We start from the raw sequence: 19,413 nt of genomic DNA on the forward strand, positions 1-19,413 counted from the left end.
AAGGCTATCCCGCACAGTGTTTGGCAGGAAACCCGTCGGTTGGCAGGAAAGCTCGTCGTCTGGGAATCTGGTTGCCAGGAAACTCCCAGCCCGTGTCCAGAGTGATCACGGCGTAGCGGGCGATTCTGAGACGCATGACGACAGAAGCCATGCAGACCGTGGGCACCACGGACGCTGGGGGACGTTCCACGACGGCGGTAGTGCTGGACGTGGTGGTCCCGGTGTACAACGAGGAAGCCGGCCTCGCCACGTGCGTTCGGCGGTTGCGCCACCACCTACGAACCCACGTTCCCTATCCGGCGCGGATAACGATCGCCGACAACGCCAGTGTCGACGGTACATTGGCAATCGGACACTCTCTCGCCGAGGAATTCGACGACGTCCGAGTTGTGCACCTGGACGAGAAGGGGCGGGGTCGGGCGCTGCGGCAGGTATGGAGTGCGTCCGACGCCGACATTGTCGCGTACATGGACGTGGATCTCTCCACCGATCTCAATGCATTGATGCCGCTGATCGCACCGTTGGTGTCCGGGCATTCGGATATCGCGATCGGATCCCGGTTGGCACGTTCGTCGCGGGTCGTTCGCGGCCCCAAACGTGAGTTCATCTCACGCAGTTACAACCTCATTCTCCGCAGCGCACTGCACGCCCGGTTCTCCGACGCCCAGTGCGGATTCAAGGCGATGCGCCTCGATGTTGCGCGCCAACTGCTTCCGTTGGTGGAGGACACAGGATGGTTCTTCGACACGGAACTGCTCGTATTGGCCGAGCGGTCCGGGATGCGAATCCACGAGGTACCGGTGGACTGGGTCGACGACCCCGACAGCCGAGTCGACATCGTTGCCACCGCAGTTGCCGATATCAAAGGAGTAGTGCGCGTGGGCCGAGCACTGTCGAGCGGATCTCTGCCGCTGGCGGACCTTCGGGCAAGCTTCGGACGGGAGCCGCTGGTTCCCGGTGTGCCACGCGGGATGGTCGGGCAGTTGGCCAGGTTTGCCGTTGTCGGTGTTGTCTCGACCCTGGCCTACGCACTCCTGTACCTCGCACTGCACTCCGTGATGGGTGCCCAGTGGGCCAACGCAGTTGCACTGCTGGTGACTGCGGTCTTCAACACCACGGCCAATCGTGCCTTCACCTTCGGTATTCGAGGTTCGGAAGGTTCCGGGCGCCATCAGGCACAAGGTCTGCTGGTATTCGCGTTCGGGCTCCTTCTCACCAGTGGATCGTTGTTCGTGCTGCATTCCGCGGCCCCTGACGCATCCAAACATATCGAGTTGGCCGTCCTGGTCATCGCCAATCTTGTTGCCACAGTGAGTCGATTTGTTGCACTTCGCTGGGTATTCCGTTCCGCACAACCTGTAGGAGTTACTCGATGACCGCCACTGTCGAACAGGAGAGTGTCGTCGCGCCTCTTCCCGAACCGCCACGTTCCGTGCGCTGGGAGCCGTGGGCTTTGGGTGCGCTTCTTGTGGGTACCGGTGTTGCCTACATCTGGGGGTTGGGAGCTTCCGGTTGGGCGAACTCGTTCTATGCCGCTGCGGTGCAAGCTGGTTCGGTGTCGTGGAAGGCTTTCTTCTTCGGCTCTTCGGACGCGGCCAACGCGATTACCGTCGACAAGCCGCCGATGTCGCTGTGGCTCATGTCGTTGTCCGTGCGCATCTTCGGGCTCAGTTCGTGGGCGATGTTGGTGCCGCAGGCGTTGCTCGGCGTAGGTTCGGTCGCGCTGCTGTGGGCTACCGTTCGCCGGTACTTCGGCGCCGCCGCCGGACTCCTCGCTGGGCTGGTTCTGGCGCTCACTCCTGTTGCCGCACTGATGTTCCGGTTCAACAACCCGGACGCGATGCTGGTTCTCCTCATGATCGCGGCAGTATGGGCGATGATGAGAGCCGTCGAAGACGGCCGAACCCGATGGCTCGTGCTGGTCGGTGTGTTCTGTGGCTTCGGTTTCCTGACCAAGCAGTTGCAAGTGATGCTTGTCGTCCCGCCGCTGGCACTGACCTACCTGATCGCGGGTCCTCCGAAGTTGGGCAAGCGGGTTCTGCAACTGTTTGCCGCACTCGGCGGTCTGATCGTTTCCGCCGGTTGGTGGTTGGCGATCGTGGAACTGTGGCCGGCTGATTCGCGTCCGTGGATCGGCGGTTCGCAGAACAACTCCATTCTCGAATTGACGCTCGGCTACAACGGATTGGGCCGATTGAGCGGCAACGAGACCGGCAGCGTCGGCGGGGGTGGAGCGGCACCGGGTGGTGCAGGCGGCGGTGGCGGCATGTGGGGTACCACTGGCATCACGCGGCTTTTCGAATCAGCCCAGGGCGGCCAGATAGCCTGGCTGATTCCGGCAGCACTCATTTTGCTTGTTGCCGGAATCGTAGTGCGGGGTAAGGCACCTCGTGTCGACACGCAGCGCGCGTCGTTCATCGTGTGGGGTCTCTGGTTGCTGGTAACCGGACTGACCTTCAGCTTCATGGCCGGAATTTTCCACGCCTACTACACGGTCGCGCTGGCCCCGGCGATTGCCGCGCTGGTCGGATCGGGCTCCGTGCTCTTGTGGCGTCGCCGCGAAACTGTGTGGGTTCGTATCGTCCTGGCTGTTTCACTGGCGGCAACTGTGGCGATGGCATGGGTATTGCTGGGACGCACACCGTCGTTTGTCCCGTGGCTGCGGTGGACCATTCTTTCGGTCGGCATTGTTGCCGCGGCGGCGATGCTGATTCCCGCGATCACTCGGGGACGACTGGCAGTAGCGGTGGTACTCGCGGCGCTGTTCACGGGACTCGCCGGGCCGAGCGCCTATGCGATCGACACGATCAACACTCCGCACACCGGTTCGATAGTCTCCGCCGGCCCCGGTGTTCAAGGTGGAATGGGTGGACCGGGTGGTGGTCGCGGGGGATTTGGTGGAGCAGGCGACGGCGGCACCCGACCTACTGGCGGCGCGGGCGCCACCCGATCTACCGGCGGCGCGGGCGCCGCAATGGGCACACCGCCCACCGGGATGGGTCAGGCCCCAGGTGCCGGCGCAACCCCGGGAGCTGCTGTCACGCCGGGGACTGCAATCGACGGCGCTCGAGGTGGCATGGGCGGTTCGGCAGGTGGGCTCCTGCGGGGCAGCACCCCCGGTGCGGCTGTGGTGGAGAAGCTCGAGGAGAACGCCGACCAGTTCACCTGGGTAGCGGCGGCAATCGGGTCGAACAGTGCGTCGGGATACCAACTCGCGACGGAGTCTCCGGTCATGGCGATCGGCGGCTTCAACGGTAGCGATCCGTCGCCGACGCTCGAGCAGTTCCAGCAGTACGTGGCGGACGGGAAGATTCACTTCTTCATCGCAGGCGGCGGAATGGGCGGCGGTATGAACGCCGAAGGAACGGCCACCGCGATCTCGAAATGGGTGACCGAGAACTTCACGGCGACCACAGTGGATGGAGTGACTCTCTACGACCTGACGGTCTGACACGCGCCGTCGGCAGGGTCGCGCAGTCCGGTCAACCCGATCGGACTGCGCGACCTTGTTCTGTCTTGTGTACCGGGAACCCCCAGGTGGCACACGCTGCGAGACGCACCGGTGTGGGGCCGTAGTCTGTTCACGTGCGCGTACTCGTAATCGGCTCCGGAGCCCGTGAACATGCCCTCCTTCTCTCTCTTGCTCGCGATCCAGGTGTCACGGCCCTGATCTGCGCGCCCGGTAATGCCGGTATCGCCAAGATCGCCGAGCAACACCCGGTCGACGTCGCGTCGGGCGAGGCTGTCACTGCGTTGGCGAAAAAGGTCGAGGCAGACCTCGTTGTCATCGGTCCTGAGGTTCCGCTGGTACTCGGTGTCGCCGATGCGGTGCGAGCAGCCGGTATCGCCTGCTTCGGGCCTTCTGCCGACGCAGCCCGCATCGAAGGTTCCAAGGCTTTTGCCAAGGACGTCATGGCTGTTGCCGGTGTCAAGACCGCTCACAGTGAGATCGTCGACAATCCCGCCAAGCTCGACGAGGCCCTCGATCGTTTCGGCCCCAACTGGGTGGTCAAGGACGACGGACTGGCCGCTGGCAAGGGCGTCGTAGTTACGACCGACCGCGGCGCAGCGCGTGACCACGCTGCCGAACTGCTCGAGAGTGGCCACCCGGTCTTGCTCGAATCATTCCTCGACGGACCCGAGGTGTCGCTCTTCTGCCTCGTCGACGGAGAGACGGTTGTTCCATTGCTGCCCGCGCAGGATCACAAGCGCGTCGGCGACGGTGACAGCGGACCCAACACCGGCGGCATGGGTGCGTACACCCCGTTGCCGTGGTTGCCGGACGAGATGGTCACGCAGATCGTCGACGACGTCGTGAAGCCTGTCGCCGCGGAGTTGGTTGCACGGGGCAGCGGTTTCACCGGCCTCCTCTACGCCGGCCTCGCGATGGGTGTCAACGGACCGGCCGTGGTCGAGTTCAACTGCCGATTCGGTGACCCGGAAACGCAGGCAGTTCTCGCGCTGCTCGAAACGCCGCTGGGCGGATTGCTCAACGCCGCGTCCACCGGCACGCTTGATTCCGTTGGTCCGTTGCAGTGGCGCGACGGCAGTGCCGTCACAGTCGTGATTGCCGCAGAGAACTACCCGGCGACGCCGCGCACAGGCGACGTGATCACCGGAGCAGACGCCGAGGGCGTTCTCCATGCCGGCACAAAAAAGCGTGACGACGGCGCCGTGGTGTCGGCCGGCGGTCGTGTGCTGAGTGTTGTCGGAGTGGGTAAGAATCTTGCCGAAGCACGCGACGACGCCTACGCGAAGATTGCACTCGTGAAGCTTCCCGGTGGGCATTTCCGAACCGATATCGGCCTCGGTGCCGTCGAGGGGCGTATCGCTCTTCCCTGATCCACATCTTCCTTAAGTGACCGGTGAACCGTGTGTTCACCGGTCACTTTTGTTTGAAATGAACGACTGCTCGATGTTACCGACGGGTATTGCTCATCGGAGTTGTTCGGGAACGGTATATCTCTGCGCGGGGGCCAACCGAACAAGAAGGAGTCACTTGAGCATTCGAGCTGGATCCAAGGACCGATACGCGCGTACCACTTCCGGGCTGACGCGTAGAAACTTCCTTGCCGCAACAGGATTAGCTGTAGGCGCTGCCGCATTGTCTTCGTCGTGGACGACGGCAGCGGCCTCGCCCCGACGGGCGCTGAGTGACGGTGACCGCGTTCCGGCCCTGGTGATAGGTAGTGGCTACGGTGGAGCAGTCGCCGCACTGCGATTGACGCAGGCCGGTATCGACACGCACATGGTCGAGATGGGCCGATCCTGGACCACCCCGGGATCCGACGGTAAGATCTTCTGCCCGACGCTCTCGCCGGATGGTCGTTCGTTCTGGCTCAGAGATCGCACAGTACAACCGGTTTCGCACTTCTCGGGCGGTTCGATCGACAAGAACATCAGCCGATACGTCGGCGTTCTCGACGCCGAGGACTTCGGTGGGATCAAGGTCTACCAGGGTCGCGGGGTGGGCGGCGGATCGCTTGTCAACGGCGGAATGGCGGTGACGCCGAAGCGTAACTACTTCGAGGAAATCCTTCCCGGTGTCGATTCCGAAGAGATGTACTCGACCTACTTCCCGCGGGCCAACGCTGCGCTGGGTGTGAACAATATCGATCCTGCCTGGTTCGAGTCGACCGAGTATTACGCATTCGCGAGAACCGGCCGGAAGACCGCCGAGAGATCGGGTTACACAACAACATTCGTTCCCAACGTCTACGACTTCAACTACATGAAGCAGGAGGCTTCGGGGGCGGTTGCCAAGTCCGCCCTGGCGTCCGAGGTCATTTTCGGAAACAACGCGGGCAAGAAGTCCCTCGACAAGACCTACCTCGCGGCGGCGTCGGCAACCGGACGCCTGACGATTTCCGCACTGCACGTCGTGACCAGTGTGTCGCCGGCAGCAACCGGCGGTGGGTATCAGGTAGTGATGAACCAGATCAACGAGCAGGGAAACACAGTCGGAACCAAGACGGTTGTTGCCGACAAGGTCTTCTTTGCAGCGGGAAGCATCGGAACCAGCAAGTTGCTCGTGTCGATGAAAGCGCAAGGGCAACTTGCGAACCTACCGGGAGCCGTCGGCCAGGAATGGGGCCACAACGGTAACGTGATGGTGGCCCGCGCCAATCACATGTGGGACGCGACAGGGGCAAAGCAAGCGTCGATACCGGTGATGGGTATCGACAACTGGGCCGATTCCACAGCACCCGTGTTCGCGGAGATTGCACCGTTCCCGGCCGGGACCGAGCTATGGGTGAGCCTGTACCTGGCAATTGCCAAGAATCCCGAACGTGCGCAATTCCAGTTCAACTCCACCACCGGCAAGGTTGGACTGAATTGGCAACGCTCCCAGAATCAACCGTCGATCACCATGGCCAAGAAGGTGTTCGACAAGATCAACAAGAAGGAAGGCACTATCTATCGCACCGATCTTTTCGGTCCGGTCCAGACGTGGGGCGATCAACTCACCTACCACCCGCTCGGCGGGTGCGTGCTGGGTAAGGCGACCGACAATTACGGCCGGCTTCCCGAGTATCCGGGACTCTATGTCATGGATGGCTCCCTGGTTCCAGGCAACGTCGGTGTGAATCCGTTTGTCACCATTACCGCTCTGGCGGAACGGAATATCGAGAACATCATCGCGAACGACATGCACTAGCTCAGCAGCAATGTGCACCGGGGCATGTTTCTGCCCCGGTGCACACGTTGGTTTTTCAGGCCGCTGTCGGCGGTGTGTTCCCGGGAACGGGAACTTGATACGTATCCACGGACATTGGCGGATAGAACCGGGTTTTTCGGTCGTCTCCGATGTCGACTCGCCACTCGGTGTGATGCATCATCCGATGGTGGTGACCGCACAGCAGGATCAGGTTGTCGAGGTCCGTTGGGCCGTCATCGAGCCAGTGGATCAGATGGTGGGCGTCGCACCAGCCTGGCGGGGTGCCGCAACCGGGGAAGGCACATCCGCCGTCCCGAACTGTCAGGGCCCGCCGCTGCGGGACGCTGGCAAGGCGTGCCTTCATGCCGTGATTGAGGGGAACACCGTTGCCGTCGAGGAGGATTCGGGTGCCCTCGCAGTCGCAGGCCAGCATTCGGGCGGTGTCGAGGCTGATGGGGCCGGCCCAGTTGGTGATCGCGTACCCGAGTTCCTCGGTGGAAGGCAACATGTCTTTGAGGGCTTGGAGATCGGTCATGTCTTTTGCGGTGGCGGTGATCGTCAGGTGCGGTTTCACGCCGCCTTCGACGGGACCGAGGCCCGCGGCTTCGTAGCGGCGCAGCATTTCGCAGAATCCGTCGGCGCGTCGAAGTGCCGGGGTGCGTTCGTCTTTCACACCGTCCTTCTCCGGTGTGGGCGCCGAGAGGGCGGACAGTAGTGCGATGAGACGGGCACCGTTGACGGCGTCGAGGTCACCTTTCACGCTGACTCGCCCGTACAGTCCGCGGGAGGCGTAGAACTCGTTGAGCTCGGAGTCTTCACCGGCCGGCACTCCGTCGGCGCGGTTGCCGTACTGCTTCTGGATCCGCCGAATGGCGGCGCGGACGGAATCGCAGTCGGTGATCTTTTTCGAGGCGAGGGTCAGGAGGATGTCGCGGGCTTTCTCGACGTCGGCGAGGTTCATGTTCTTGGGCGGGTGCTGGCAGAAGTGGGCGACCTGACGTGCTTTCAACGCGTCGATATCACCGTCGTGAAAGGATTGTCCGACAACAGGTTCGAGCATGAACAACCGCGCCAGGCCGACAAGTTGACTGCATTCGCCGATCTCGAGGTTGGTGGACAGGTGCAGCCACTGTGCGATGGCCCGGAATCCTTGGCCGCCGAGGGTGTCGCGGGTGAACATCTCGGTGATCATCACGACCATGCGGGACTGCATCTCGTGTCGGGCGCGAGCGAGGTCGAGTACCTCGGTCTTGAGGCCCTCGCCGTCGTATTGCCACGCTTCCCGACTGTCCATGAACTAATTTTAGTCGAACATAATTTCGATTCCTAGGGACATATCGGACAGGTTTGACGGAGATTTGATCGAAAACCATGTATTTGCACGGCTATTCAGCTCTTCGGCGGGAATCGATAAGTTCAAAAGCTTGATCGGACAATGTTGTCGGTGAATCCGCGAGCGAATCAACCCCCGTGAAACGGAGTCACCAATACGCAGGGCACGGCGCGGGTACTCTCCGAGTCCAAGGCGTTGAGCACGTGCCCTGTCGCAACCCGTGATGCCGCAATGGCAAGATGGTCCGAGAAGTCCAGCGAACATTCATCCTGCACAAAGATATTCGTAGCATTAGGAGCCTCGGCATATCCACTGGTGTACGGGATCACCAGTTGGTCGTACCGGGTCATGATGTTGGTGTACGTCACGCTTGGCGCGTAGAGGCCTGCATAACTCCCTGCGTCACTCGCCCACAGTTTCGCCAGGAAATCTGACGCCGGAAGCCCTTGTGGGCAACCAGCGCAGAACGGAATCAAAGTCCGTGCGTCGTCGGGAGCCAGATCAAGGATCCACTGGCCGTCGCCGTTCGGACCAGTACCCAGAGTACCCCTCCAGGCTGGACCCAGTGATACAAATTTATCCACAACGTGCGCTCCGCCAAAGTATTTGACGTAATAGTTGCCAACGAGGGTGCCCTCGGAAACGCCAACAATGCTGACCTTCTGCGCGCCTGTGGCAGTGCGAACACGCTCGACGAATTCCCCAACCTCTGCGGCGCTGTCCTCGAGTCGTCCCAGGCCGCCCACCGAATCGAACGGCGCCGGTAGGCTCGCGTTTTCCCCGAACGTCGGCGCAAAAACGCAGTATCCCTCGTTGGCTAGCAACGGTGAGATTGTGGTGAACATATTGAACCGGTTGGCACCCAATCCGTGTAGAAGAACCACAGGCTCTGGATGTGCGGCCGAAGGTACACAGTTCCAATCATTCGAGCCCGCCGCGGATCCGTATGGATCGCGGACCGAGTCCTGAACGAAGAGGTCATAGGGAACGGGATACTGAGGATCAGCTGTCGCAGTGGCACGGGATGAGCCGATCAGTAGTGCCAGGCCGGCCACCACAACCAGCATGGATCGAAACGCCGACATGCTCACCTCCGTGAATAGCGGACAATTGAATTCACGCTAACTGCCTTTGGTTGACAATGCGGAGGAATGATCAATACCTCTGGGTTATGGAATGACCTTGGCTTCAAAGGGGGTACGTGGCGTTTGCGACCCTCGCGTCATCGGTGGCGGGGGAGGGTCTGTCGTGTCGATGTCTTCCGGGGCGAGATGCGACAGTTCTCCGGCGATAAGTTATTGATGGCCGCCGCGTAGCCCGTCGAGCATCAGGTCGAACACCGCGGAAGCGCGGCTGTCGAGCTCGACAGCGTCGATCCCGAGGTCGCGGGCGATACTCTCACGAAATATGCCGTATCCGAGATATGTTGCAGCACTGAGCGCGTGCATCACATCGCCGTCCGCGTCGGCAGGGAGTTCGCCCGTCTTCTTGTCCCGTTCGAGCGCAATACGAGTGGCGTCGAGACCCGGGAAGATCTGAAAGTCAGGATCCTCGTCGAGGGCGAGGAGCGCCTCGAGCTTGACGAAATCGCGCTTGGACAGGGCGATCTGCCACATGGCCCGGCGACGGTCTGCAAATGGTTGGTCCCAGTGCGTTTTCGGGTCCGGGCGATTGCCTTCGAGTAGTCGCATAATCGCGGCGCGCAGCAGTCCTCGGCGGGTGCCGAAGTAGTGATAGATCTGCCCGTGGTTGACCCCGGCCTCTTTAGCGACCTCGCGCAGCGTGATTCCTGCCAGAACGCCATCGCGCTTGAGCAGTCGCAGCACTGCGTCGATCAGCTCGTTCTCGGTTTCTTCTCTGGTGCCTCGCGGGCGCCGGATGGGGGTCGAAGCATCTCTTTCGGACATGTTCTCCATGCTCCCAGCCTTCCTCGAAGCGTTCACGAGCACCGCTTGCCGTGACTCACTTCACAAGATACAGTCCACACCTACCAAACGTTAATAACGAACCGTTAATAGGTGGAACATGACCGAAACTGCGCTACCCCTCAAGGGAATCCGCGTCCTGGATATGGCAACGGTCCTGGCTGCGCCAGTGACCGCCACGTACCTCGGCGACTTCGGCGCCGAGGTCGTCAAGATCGAGGAACCCGGCACAGGTGACTTCATTCGTGGAGGCGGCGAGAGTAATTCCCTGCGATCACTGCAGTGGGTGCAAGAAGGACGAAACAAGAAATCGGTGACCGTCGACCTGCGCACCGAGCGGGGTCGTCAGCTGATCCGTGGGATGCTCCCGCATTTCGACGTGATCGTGACGAACTACCGTCCCCCCACACTGGAAAAGTGGGGATTGAGTCCCGAGACGATGGCCGAGATCAACCCCCGCGCCATCATTGTGTGCATCACCGGCTACGGCCTGACCGGCCCATATCGTGAGCGGGGCGCATTCGATCGCATCGCAAGCGCATTCTCCGGATTGACCTACGTCACCGGAGAACCCGAGCGAGACCCGGTGCGGTCCGGCTACTCGGTGATCGATTACATGTCCGCATATCTCGCCGCGTTCGCCGCCGTAACCGCCCTGTATCACCGCGACCAGCACGGTGGCCCCGGACAGATCATCGACCTAGGCCTGTACGAAGCAGGGTTCCGCGCGTGCGAGAACGCACTGCTGACCTACGGCGCTGAAGGACACGTACGTGAACGCGCCGGCAACCGCAATCTCGGCATCGTGCCGGCCAGTGACTTCGACACGGCCGACGGTCGCCGCATATCACTGCACGCCGGCACCGACGCCCTCTTCCGCAAGTTCGCCACGGTGATCGGCCAACCCCACCTCGCGACCGATCGACGGTTTGCCACGAGAGCGGACCGAGTCGCGAACCAACAGCACTTGTATCCGATCATCGCCGAATGGGTCGCTGGCCAGACTGCCGACGGCGCAGTCAAGTTACTCAGCGACGCTGATGTGCCTGCGGCGCCGCTCATGAGCATCGCCGATATCGCGTCCGACCCGCACTATCGCGAACGCGGCACCATCGTGACCGTCGACGACATCGAATACGGCGAGCTGCCGATGGCCGCTCCCTTTCCCAAAATGAGCGCCACCCCGGGCACGATTCGCACTCTGGGGCCAGGCCTCGGGGAACACACCGACGAGATTCTGGCCCAGCTTCTACACCTGGACGACAGTGAGCTCGCTGGCTTGCGCGCCGACGGAGTCATCTGACGTCTGCGTCGAATTCTCGTAACCCACTGCCTTACAAGCTTATTCGATCACCGAAATGAACGACGCACAGAAAGTTGGTTCGATGTCCCCCATCTCCACCGTCCCTGACACCCTGAGGGTGATCAATCCGGCCACCGAGGAGGTTGCAGCCGAGCTCACAATTGACGGCGCGGACGAATGCGCTGCCGCCGTCGACCGCGCAACCGAGGCGCAGCGGGTGTGGGCTGCGATGGCCGGTGAACAGCGCAGCGAGCTGTTGTGGCGCTGGGCCCAACTGGTCGAGGACGACTGCGCCGAGCTCGGACGGCTCGATACCGAGGACACCGGCAAAGTGCTCTCCGATGCACGTGCTCAGGCCCGCCGTGGCGCCCGCCACGCCCGGTACTGGGCAGGCAAGGCAGACAAGCTTGTCGGTCAGCAGTTCGGCGATGTGCCCGGCCAGTTCTCCTACACGCGGCTCGAGGCCCTCGGTACCTATGTGGTGGTGCTGCCGTGGAACGCGCCGGCTCATTCGTTCATGGCGCGGGCCTGTCCACCTCTTGCCTGCGGTAACTCCGTCATTGTCAAGCCGTCAGAGCTCTCCCCGCGCTCAGCGATCCGGTTGGCCGAACTTGCCGTACAGGCGGGCATACCGACCGGCGTTCTCCAGGTGGTCGTCGGAGGCGGCGCCACCGGCGGCGCCCTGTGCTCGCACCCGGACGTGGCCGGGATTTCGTTCACAGGGTCCGTCCCGACCGGACAGCACATCGCCCGCGCGGCCGCCGATACATTCAAAAAGCTCACCCTCGAGATGGGCGGAAAATCGCCGATCATCGTATTCGACGACGCAGACCTCGACTCGGCTGCTCGCGCAACGGTCCTCGGCATCTTGAACAACGCAGGCCAGGTGTGCGCCGCCGGCAGTCGGCTCCTCGTCCATGCTTCTATCGCGAAGGATTTCGTGGCAGAAGTGGCCGCGCGTATGAGCAAGGTGCGTGTCGGTGATCCACTCGATCCGCAAACACAGGTCGGCCCCGTCGTCAGCAGCGGTCAGCACGAAAAGATCCTCGGATTCCTTGACACCGCGCGCAGCGAAGGAGCGCGGATCGTGCTCGGCGGCGACCGGGTGACAACACAGCAACGTGGGTTCTACATCGCCCCGACGCTGATCGACCAAGTCGACCCTGCGATGACAGTCGCGAGCCAAGAGATCTTCGGTCCGGTGCTCAGCGTGCTGACCTTCGAGACCGAGGCGCAGGCACTCGAACTCGCGAACGCCACAGAATTCGGGCTCTCGTCCTATGTGTGGACCCGCGACCTGGGTCGGATGATCCGGATGAGCGAGGGAATCGAAGCCGGTGTCGTGCACGGTAATTCGAATCTCATGCTGGACTCGGGGCTGCCGTTCGGCGGTTTCAAACAGAGCGGTCTCGGTGGCGCCTATGGCGATGATGCGGTCTCTGGCTGCACCCGAACAAAACGCGTCACGCTTCGTACCGCCAATACCCCCCTGCCCGGGCCGTGGCCGGGAATCTGACGTCATCCCTCCCACCCCAACTTTGGAGACCACTCATGCCAATGAACACCCGCATCATCGTCCAAGACGCGACCGACGGCCCCCTCGCTCTACGCGAGGTGACGCTGCCCGACCCCGGCCCGCATGACGTTCTCGTGCAGATCCATGCCACCGGCGTGTGCCAAAGCCAGCTGTTCTGGATGCACGCCGATCACGCCGAACCGATGTTGTTCGGACATGAGGGGTACGGCACCGTCCTCGCCACCGGATCCGCCGTCACCCACATCGCGGCCGGCGAGGCCGCGATGATCACGTGGGTGCCCCGCACCGACGACCGCATTCCCACCCGCGCTTCGATCGATCTTCCCGACGGACGCACAGCTTACTCACCCAACGTCTACACCTGGGCCGAACACGCACTGGTCGACGAACTGTATGTAATGCCGTTACCTCCCGAATCGCGTGAGGACGTCGTCTCGGTTGTCGGCTGTGCGGTTGTCACCGGTGCGGGCGCCCTCTGCAATGCTGCCCCCGTCGAACCCGGCAACACGGTCGCGGTGTTCGGCGCCGGTGGAGTCGGCCTGTCCGCCGTCGCCGCTGCATCGATCCGTGGCGCGTCACGCATCGTTGCAGTCGATCTCGATGCCGAAAAGCTCGCCTTCGCCAAACAATTCGGAGCCACCGACACCATCGATGCTTCGGTGACGGACAACCCCGCCGCAGCTATCGTCGAACTGACGGGAGGGGTCGACATCGCCGTGGACTGCGTCGGGCTCACCTCCACCACCGTGCAAGCCCTCGACAGTGTGCGCGCCGGTCGAGTCGGCGGTCGGCGAGGTGGCACGGTAGTCCTCGTCGGACTCCCCAAGGGCCTCACCGAACTCAACCTCGCCGGTCTCATCGGCGGTCAGAAGCAACTTGTCGGAACCACCGCAGGCGGCTGCGGCCAAGACGACATCGGGACGTTCCTCGACTGGCACACTGAAGGACTGCTCGATCTCAACACGCTCGTCACCAACCGCTACATCCTCGAGGACATCGACCGAGCTGTCAGTGACCTCGCAGCCGGCAGAGTTCTCGGCCGCGCAATAGTCACGATGTGACGGGCGTTCAGAACCAGGTGTCATCACCGCCAAATTCCCTGTCGCTCCGCGACTTTCGAAAAGAAGGTTAGAAAAAGATGAGACGACCGTCTCTTGCACGTGCAGGCACCATGTTCACTGCGTTGGCAGCTACCGTGGTGCTGCTTTCCGGATGTGCCGCTACCACTGATTCGGCGACCGATGCGTCCGGTGTGACGTCCGGCCTGGTCGGCGAACAACCAGACGGCGGCGAACCTACCTCCGGTGGCACGCTGTCCTATGCCACGCTCTCCGGAATCAGCAGCCTGGACCCGGTCAACCGCCAGGACAGCGGGGCAACCGGAGGTAGTGAGATGGCCGCCATCTACGACCTGTTGATTCGCTACGACACGGACGCCAAGGAATACAAGCCCCAGTTGGCGCAGTCTCTGGCAGTGAATGGCGACAACACCGTCTGGACATTGAAGCTGCGACCCGATGCGAAATTCAGCGACGGTACCCCTCTCGATGCGGACGCGGTGCAATGGAGCATCAATCGCTACCTGGAGAAGAACGGTCTGCAGACACAGGTATGGAAGGCTTCCGTCGCAGACATGACATCACCGGACCCGGCGACGGTGGTCTTCACCCTGAAGCAGCCCTGGAACGAGTTCCCGATCATGTTCACCACCGGACCGGGCATGATCGTCGCGCCCTCGTCCATGGCGACCGGGACGTTCACCCCTGTCGGTGCAGGGCCGTTCACCGTGGAAAAGTTTGCATCCCAGGAAGAATTGGTTCTCGCGGCGAGTTCGACTTACTGGAACGGACAACCTCGCCTGGCGAAGTTGCGCTTCCCGGTTATCCAGGGCGAACAAGCCAAACTCGAAGCGCTCCACAGTGGCGGCATCGACGCAGCGTACGTTCGACGATCAGAGGCCGTCCACAACGCACTGGCTGCCGGCGACATCGGCTACATCCACACCGTCAGTCTGGGAACCATCGGTCTGATCAACCAGCGAGAGGGCCGCGCAGCATCCGACGAGCGAGTGCGCAAGGCGATCGTTGCCGCGATCAACCCCGCCGTCTACAACGAGCGGGCCGAGGACGGCTACGGCATGCCCGGTAGCGACATGTTCCAGTCGTGGTCCCAGTGGCACGGCACGGTTGCAGCTGCCGGCTACGATCCCGAAGCCGCGAAGAAATACCTCGCCGAGGCCAAAGCCGACGGCTACGACGGCAAGCTCACTTACGTCGGATCGAACAGTGCCGAGACCCAGCGAAATGCCCTCGCCTACCAGTCCATGTTGCAGGCCGTCGGGTTCACCGTCGAAATCTCTTACAGCCCAAGCATTACCGACCTGGTCAAGAGACTGTATGCCGACCACGACTTCGATGTCGCTCACGGGGGATTCAGTGTTCTCGAGGAGTCGCCGTTCGTGAGAATGTACGGCAATTTCCACAGCGAGTCCCCGTCGAACGTACTCGGCTACAAGAACGCGGAGATGGACCAGCTGCTCGCCCAACTGCAGACTGCGCCCAACGACGCCGACCGACTCGCCGTTCTCGAGAAGGTCCAAACCCTCGTCAACGACACGGCGCCCTTGGCCACTATCGGTGCCGGTAAGGTCCTCGTCACGTGGAGAAAGAACGTGCACGAGATCACGCCGAGCGCGGACGGAATCATGCTCTTCGGGAACGCCTGGCTCGCTGCCGATTCCGGGTCGTGAGCATGCCGCCACTTCACCCTTTACCCGCAGTCCGTCGGTTGCCCCCGGACAGGGAACGCCTGAAAGACACACCGCAAGAAATGAACTGGTTCCTGATTGGGATTATCCGAATAGGAACCTGAGCGGCAAGAGCTTGGACCCGGTGTTGCATCGGGTCCAAGCCTCTGGGGCGGTGCCTGAACCTGCTGGTGGCACATCGTCGACATGATTCTTCATGCCGTGTTCACAACGTGCGATATTCCGCAGCAGCAATTCTCGGGTCCGCCGAAGTCGACGGTGTGAGGGCGTCGTGTTTCGGGCGTGATCGGTTGTCGAGATACCGGAACGCCGCGCCGCCGATCGTGACGGCGAAAGTCGCGAGAGCTGCGCCGGCAACAACATCGGTGAGCCAGTGCACGCCCAGGTACAACCGAGTGAGCGCCACGACAAGAGTGACAACGACAGCCACGAGCATCAACAGCCGTTTGACTGAAGGTGTGTGCTGCATCGCAACAAGTAGAACAACGATGCCGATCAATGCCCCAGTGCCCGTTACATGTCCGGAGGGAAAGGAATGATCGGTCTCGAGGAGAACCTGAGAAGCTGTCGGGGGTCGCTCGCGAGCGACTACGGCCTTCATCACGGTGCTCGCCACCGCGGCCGAACCGACGGTGCCGACTACGACGATCCCGGGAATCACCGAGCGGGCCTGCCACGAAAGAACGGCGCCGGCTCCGATCCCGAGAATTGCTGTCGCAACTGGACTTCCGAGATCGGTCACGGCCACTGCAATCTGGTTGAGTCCGTGGCTTCGATGCGCGATCATCCATTCCGTCACAGGGCCGTCGAATCGGGACAACCACCCGTTGTGCATCACGGCAACGGAGAGGGTTACCAGAGCGACGATCAATCCGGTTGCGCGAATGACGCTCGATCGCAGCGTCGACGCCTGGTAGATCGAACCGAAAGCGAACAGAGCGGAAGCCAAGACGACAGCAGTCACAGCAATTTCTGCGCTGGAGCTTTCGGTCAGCACTTCGGTGACCGCGGTTCGCACGGCCGAGACAGTTGCAGGCATAGCCCGAAGTCTGCCGAGACGATGCTGAAGAAACGCTGAATGCACATTCGGTAACAGTGCGGGATCTGGTCTACTGGTTTCGGTATCGACGGAAATGGAGCCTGTGGTGCGAGTGCTGGTGGTCGAGGACGAGGTGCGCCTGGCTGAGACGATTCGGCGGGGGCTAGTGGCCGAAGGCTTTGTGACCACTGTCGAACACAATGGTGACGACGGGTTTGTCACTGCGTGTAGCAACGAGTTCGACGTGATAGTTCTCGACATCATGCTCCCCGGGAAACACGGTTACGACATTGTGCGTGACCTGCGCGCGCGTGCGGTCTGGACTCCGATCCTCATGTTGTCGGCGAAAGACGGGGAATACGACCTGGCCGACGCATTCGACCTCGGTGCCGACGACTACCTGGTCAAACCTTTTTCCTTTGTCGTGCTTCTCGCGCGCCTGCGCGCTCTGGTACGGCGCGGTGCTCCACAACGCCCGACGGTACTGACCGTTGGCGACCTTGCGCTCGATCCAGCTCGCCACCAAGTGAGCCGGGGTGCAACCGAATTGACGCTCACACCACGCGAGTACAGCGTTCTCGAATTCCTGATGCGGAACAGCGGAGTTGTCGTGACGAAGCGCGAGATCGTCAGATCCGTCTGGGATATCAATTACGAAGGCGACGAAAACATCGTCGAGGTCTACATCGGATACTTGCGTAAGAAGGTTGACGTACCGTTCGGGAAACACAGTATCGAGACGGTGCGAGGTGTCGGGTACCGATTTGTGAGCGAATCGGACTGAAGGTCAGTCTTCGGTCTTCGGGATCACAATCTCGAATCTACTTCCACCACCGAACCTTTCACTCATTGTGATAGTTCCACCATGCGCGGCGGTGATATCCGACGCGATGGCCAATCCCAGGCCGGTGCCGCCACCCTGCCGCGAGCGCGGGGAATCGAGCCTGACGAACCGGTCGAATATTCGCAGACGTTCGGCCTCGGGTATGCCCGGTCCGTCGTCCTCGATCACGATGTGTGCGCCGTCCTTGCTGTGGAAGCAGTGCAGCCACACCTGCGACCCAGCATGTCTGATGGCATTGTCGACGAGGTTGCGCACCAACCGGGTCAGCGAACGTGGGTCACCGCTGACTCGAACCGGCGCAATCTCCACTGTCACTGTGAGGCTCGAGATCCCGGCGATTCGGGTCTTTTCGGTGAGAAGGATGTCATCCAAATCGACATCGACTACGGCCCATGGGTGTTCGGCGTTGCTCTCGTCGGAACGGGCAAGTGTCAGAAGGTCGTCGATGAGTTGGCGCATTCGACGGGCCTCGGGCAGCAATGCATCTTCGATCAAGGCATCGTCGAGTAGTTCGGGGCGTCGATGTGCAAGTTCGAGAGCAGTTGTGATGGTGGACAACGGGCTTCGAAGTTCGTGGGAGGCGTCGCTGACAAACCGTTGCTGTGCTTGTGCGCCTTCGTCGAGGCGGGCCAACATGTCGTTCATTGTCCTTGCGAGGCGGGCAATCTCGTCGTTTCCCGACGGAACTGGCACTCGTTCGCCGCGGCTTCCGCTCGAGATCGACGCCACCCTGGATCGAATACGTTCCACGGGGGCAAGTGCTGAACCCACGAGGCGGTACGTCGCGAAAGCGGCCAACCCGAGAACAAACGGTCCCACCACCGCCAAAAGTATTGCCACAGCGGTCACTACGGATTCGACGGGTTCTCGGTCCGCCCCGACAAAGACGGTGACAGGCCCGGTAGGTGTCGCGACGCCGCGGCCGATAAGCCAGTAGTCGCCGTTGTCGTCCACTTCGACGCGACCGAGCGACGCAGCGTCTCCGGGTTCGAGCGTCTTTTGGGAAAGTAGTTGGTTTCCGGTACCGGGGGACTGCACCAGAACTCGATGATCCGGACCGACGATCTGAACGATCCCGACCTGGCTGTCCGTCGAGAGCAAGGACGGATCGAGATCGGCTGCGCTTTCCGCTGTGAGTTCCTGTACGAGTTGAGTGGCGCGAGTGTCCGCGGTGTCCTGCGCCGACAGTTGAAGCGAGTGTGCGAGAAGAAGTATGAGCGCGCACCCCGCTGCTACCAGGCAGAACGCTATGACCAGCGTCGACGCCACAGTCGAGCGGATACGAACACTCCACTGTGAGGGATGGAGAATCGACGACGCGAAGTTCATGCCGTCCAGTCTCGCCCAGGGAAGGAAGTATGCAAGATCCTTCTCAGCATCCTTTCAACTGAGGATCACTTATCGTGTGGTGTCGTTGGTGTCCGATAGTCGGGGGATTGCAATGGGAAACGTGCCAAGTGGTTCGCAAGACCTTCGTGTGGTCGGTGAGATTCAGGTGGACGAAGACGGCTTCTTCGCGTTGGTGAACGCTTCGACCTACGAGGGTTTTGTGGACGAGGACTGGAGCCTGCCGCAACTGTTGGAGCATTTTGCGGCCGCGCGTCGGCTCGCGTCGGCATTTGTTGTATTCGTGGGCCCGGAGGCCGATGGCACAGCGGTGAATGTCAGGCTCGGTCACCCGAAACGTGTTCCCGACGACGGCGCATCTGCCCGGATCGATGTTACCGATGGAGTGCTTTTTGTTCCGTCGTTCACGGATCTGACGATGGCGGCCCAGTTCGCGGACAGCGCCGTCGTCGAGCATCCGGAGCGCACCACTCAGGTACACGTTCCGGGTGGAACTTACGAGATCCTTGCTTGGCGAACTGGGGAGTCGTTGCATGTCTCGCTGGAGCGGGTGGGTGAGCAGCCTCTTGCTGTACCGACAGATCAGTGGGATGGCACGATTGCGTGGTTTTCCGCATAACTCGGAAATTAGCGTGATTGAATCGAAAAAGGTTTTAGGAG

15 protein-coding genes are annotated in these 19,413 nt (G+C 61.7%); 10 read left to right on the plus strand and 5 right to left on the minus strand.

The genetic code is table 11. The features are described 5' to 3' along the window. Window positions 1–134: 134 nt before the first annotated feature. The 4 genes from RG2_RS16520 (at window position 135) to RG2_RS16535 (ending at window position 6,658) form a co-directional block, all read left to right on the plus strand. Complete coding sequence (locus RG2_RS16520; protein WP_033232264.1) at window positions 135–1,376, plus strand: bifunctional glycosyltransferase family 2/GtrA family protein; 1,242 nt, start codon at window positions 135–137, stop codon at window positions 1,374–1,376. Next, window positions 1,373–3,451 carry a glycosyltransferase family 39 protein gene (locus RG2_RS16525; protein WP_033232263.1) on the plus strand — a complete coding sequence of 693 codons (2,079 nt, stop codon included), beginning with the start codon at window positions 1,373–1,375 and terminating at the stop codon, window positions 3,449–3,451. The genes RG2_RS16520 and RG2_RS16525 overlap by 4 nt, the downstream gene beginning before the upstream one ends. A gap of 134 nt (window positions 3,452–3,585) precedes the next feature. Further along, window positions 3,586–4,842: a phosphoribosylamine--glycine ligase gene (gene purD / locus RG2_RS16530; protein ID WP_033232262.1), complete on the plus strand. Its 1,257-nt coding sequence runs from the start codon at window positions 3,586–3,588 to the stop codon at window positions 4,840–4,842. Between the two features lie 157 nt (window positions 4,843–4,999). Beyond that, window positions 5,000–6,658: a GMC oxidoreductase gene (locus RG2_RS16535; protein ID WP_033232261.1), complete on the plus strand. Its 1,659-nt coding sequence runs from the start codon at window positions 5,000–5,002 to the stop codon at window positions 6,656–6,658. 55 nt (window positions 6,659–6,713) lie between these two features. Here the strand turns inward: RG2_RS16535 and RG2_RS16540 are convergent, their stop codons facing one another. The 3 genes from RG2_RS16540 to RG2_RS16550 form a co-directional block, all read right to left on the minus strand. After that, window positions 6,714–7,952, minus strand: coding sequence for an HNH endonuclease signature motif containing protein (locus RG2_RS16540; RefSeq protein WP_072782592.1), 1,239 nt, complete (start codon window positions 7,950–7,952; stop codon window positions 6,714–6,716). A gap of 167 nt (window positions 7,953–8,119) precedes the next feature. Beyond that, window positions 8,120–9,076, minus strand: a complete 957-nt coding sequence (locus RG2_RS16545) for an esterase/lipase family protein (RefSeq protein ID WP_080711701.1) — start codon at window positions 9,074–9,076, stop codon at window positions 8,120–8,122. A 210-nt stretch (window positions 9,077–9,286) separates the two neighbouring features. Next, window positions 9,287–9,898, minus strand: coding sequence for a TetR/AcrR family transcriptional regulator (locus RG2_RS16550; protein WP_162487754.1), 612 nt, complete (start codon window positions 9,896–9,898; stop codon window positions 9,287–9,289). Window positions 9,899–10,016: 118 nt separating this feature from the next. Here RG2_RS16550 and RG2_RS16555 point away from each other — a divergent pair, with 118 nt between their 5' ends. The 4 genes from RG2_RS16555 (at window position 10,017) to RG2_RS16570 (ending at window position 15,505) form a co-directional block, all read left to right on the plus strand. After that, window positions 10,017–11,219, plus strand: a complete 1,203-nt coding sequence (locus RG2_RS16555; RefSeq protein ID WP_033233912.1) for a CaiB/BaiF CoA transferase family protein — start codon at window positions 10,017–10,019, stop codon at window positions 11,217–11,219. 55 nt (window positions 11,220–11,274) lie between these two features. Continuing rightward, on the plus strand, window positions 11,275–12,735 hold the full coding sequence (locus RG2_RS16560; RefSeq protein WP_051730454.1) for an aldehyde dehydrogenase family protein: 1,461 nt from the start codon (window positions 11,275–11,277) through the stop codon (window positions 12,733–12,735). Between the two features lie 35 nt (window positions 12,736–12,770). Next, complete coding sequence (locus RG2_RS16565) at window positions 12,771–13,817, plus strand: zinc-binding dehydrogenase (RefSeq protein WP_033233913.1); 1,047 nt, start codon at window positions 12,771–12,773, stop codon at window positions 13,815–13,817. A gap of 77 nt (window positions 13,818–13,894) precedes the next feature. Further along, window positions 13,895–15,505, plus strand: a complete 1,611-nt coding sequence (locus tag RG2_RS16570; RefSeq protein ID WP_033233914.1) for an ABC transporter substrate-binding protein — start codon at window positions 13,895–13,897, stop codon at window positions 15,503–15,505. 223 nt (window positions 15,506–15,728) lie between these two features. Here the strand turns inward: RG2_RS16570 and RG2_RS16575 are convergent, their stop codons facing one another. Then, complete coding sequence (locus RG2_RS16575) at window positions 15,729–16,562, minus strand: phosphatase PAP2 family protein (RefSeq protein ID WP_072782646.1); 834 nt, start codon at window positions 16,560–16,562, stop codon at window positions 15,729–15,731. A gap of 106 nt (window positions 16,563–16,668) precedes the next feature. Here RG2_RS16575 and RG2_RS16580 point away from each other — a divergent pair, with 106 nt between their 5' ends. Continuing rightward, a complete protein-coding gene (locus tag RG2_RS16580) occupies window positions 16,669–17,346 on the plus strand; it encodes a response regulator transcription factor (protein ID WP_033234324.1) in 678 nt (225 codons plus the stop codon). Between the two features lie 3 nt (window positions 17,347–17,349). Here RG2_RS16580 and RG2_RS16585 read toward each other — a convergent pair whose 3' ends face one another. Beyond that, complete coding sequence (locus RG2_RS16585; protein ID WP_033233915.1) at window positions 17,350–18,735, minus strand: sensor histidine kinase; 1,386 nt, start codon at window positions 18,733–18,735, stop codon at window positions 17,350–17,352. A gap of 112 nt (window positions 18,736–18,847) precedes the next feature. Between RG2_RS16585 and RG2_RS16590 the strand changes: the two genes are divergently transcribed. Next, complete coding sequence (locus tag RG2_RS16590) at window positions 18,848–19,372, plus strand: hypothetical protein (protein ID WP_033233916.1); 525 nt, start codon at window positions 18,848–18,850, stop codon at window positions 19,370–19,372. The last annotated feature ends 41 nt before the right edge of the window (window positions 19,373–19,413 follow it).

It is taken from the genome of Rhodococcus globerulus NBRC 14531, from assembly GCF_001894805.1.
Classification (GTDB): domain Bacteria; phylum Actinomycetota; class Actinomycetes; order Mycobacteriales; family Mycobacteriaceae; genus Rhodococcus_F; species Rhodococcus_F globerula.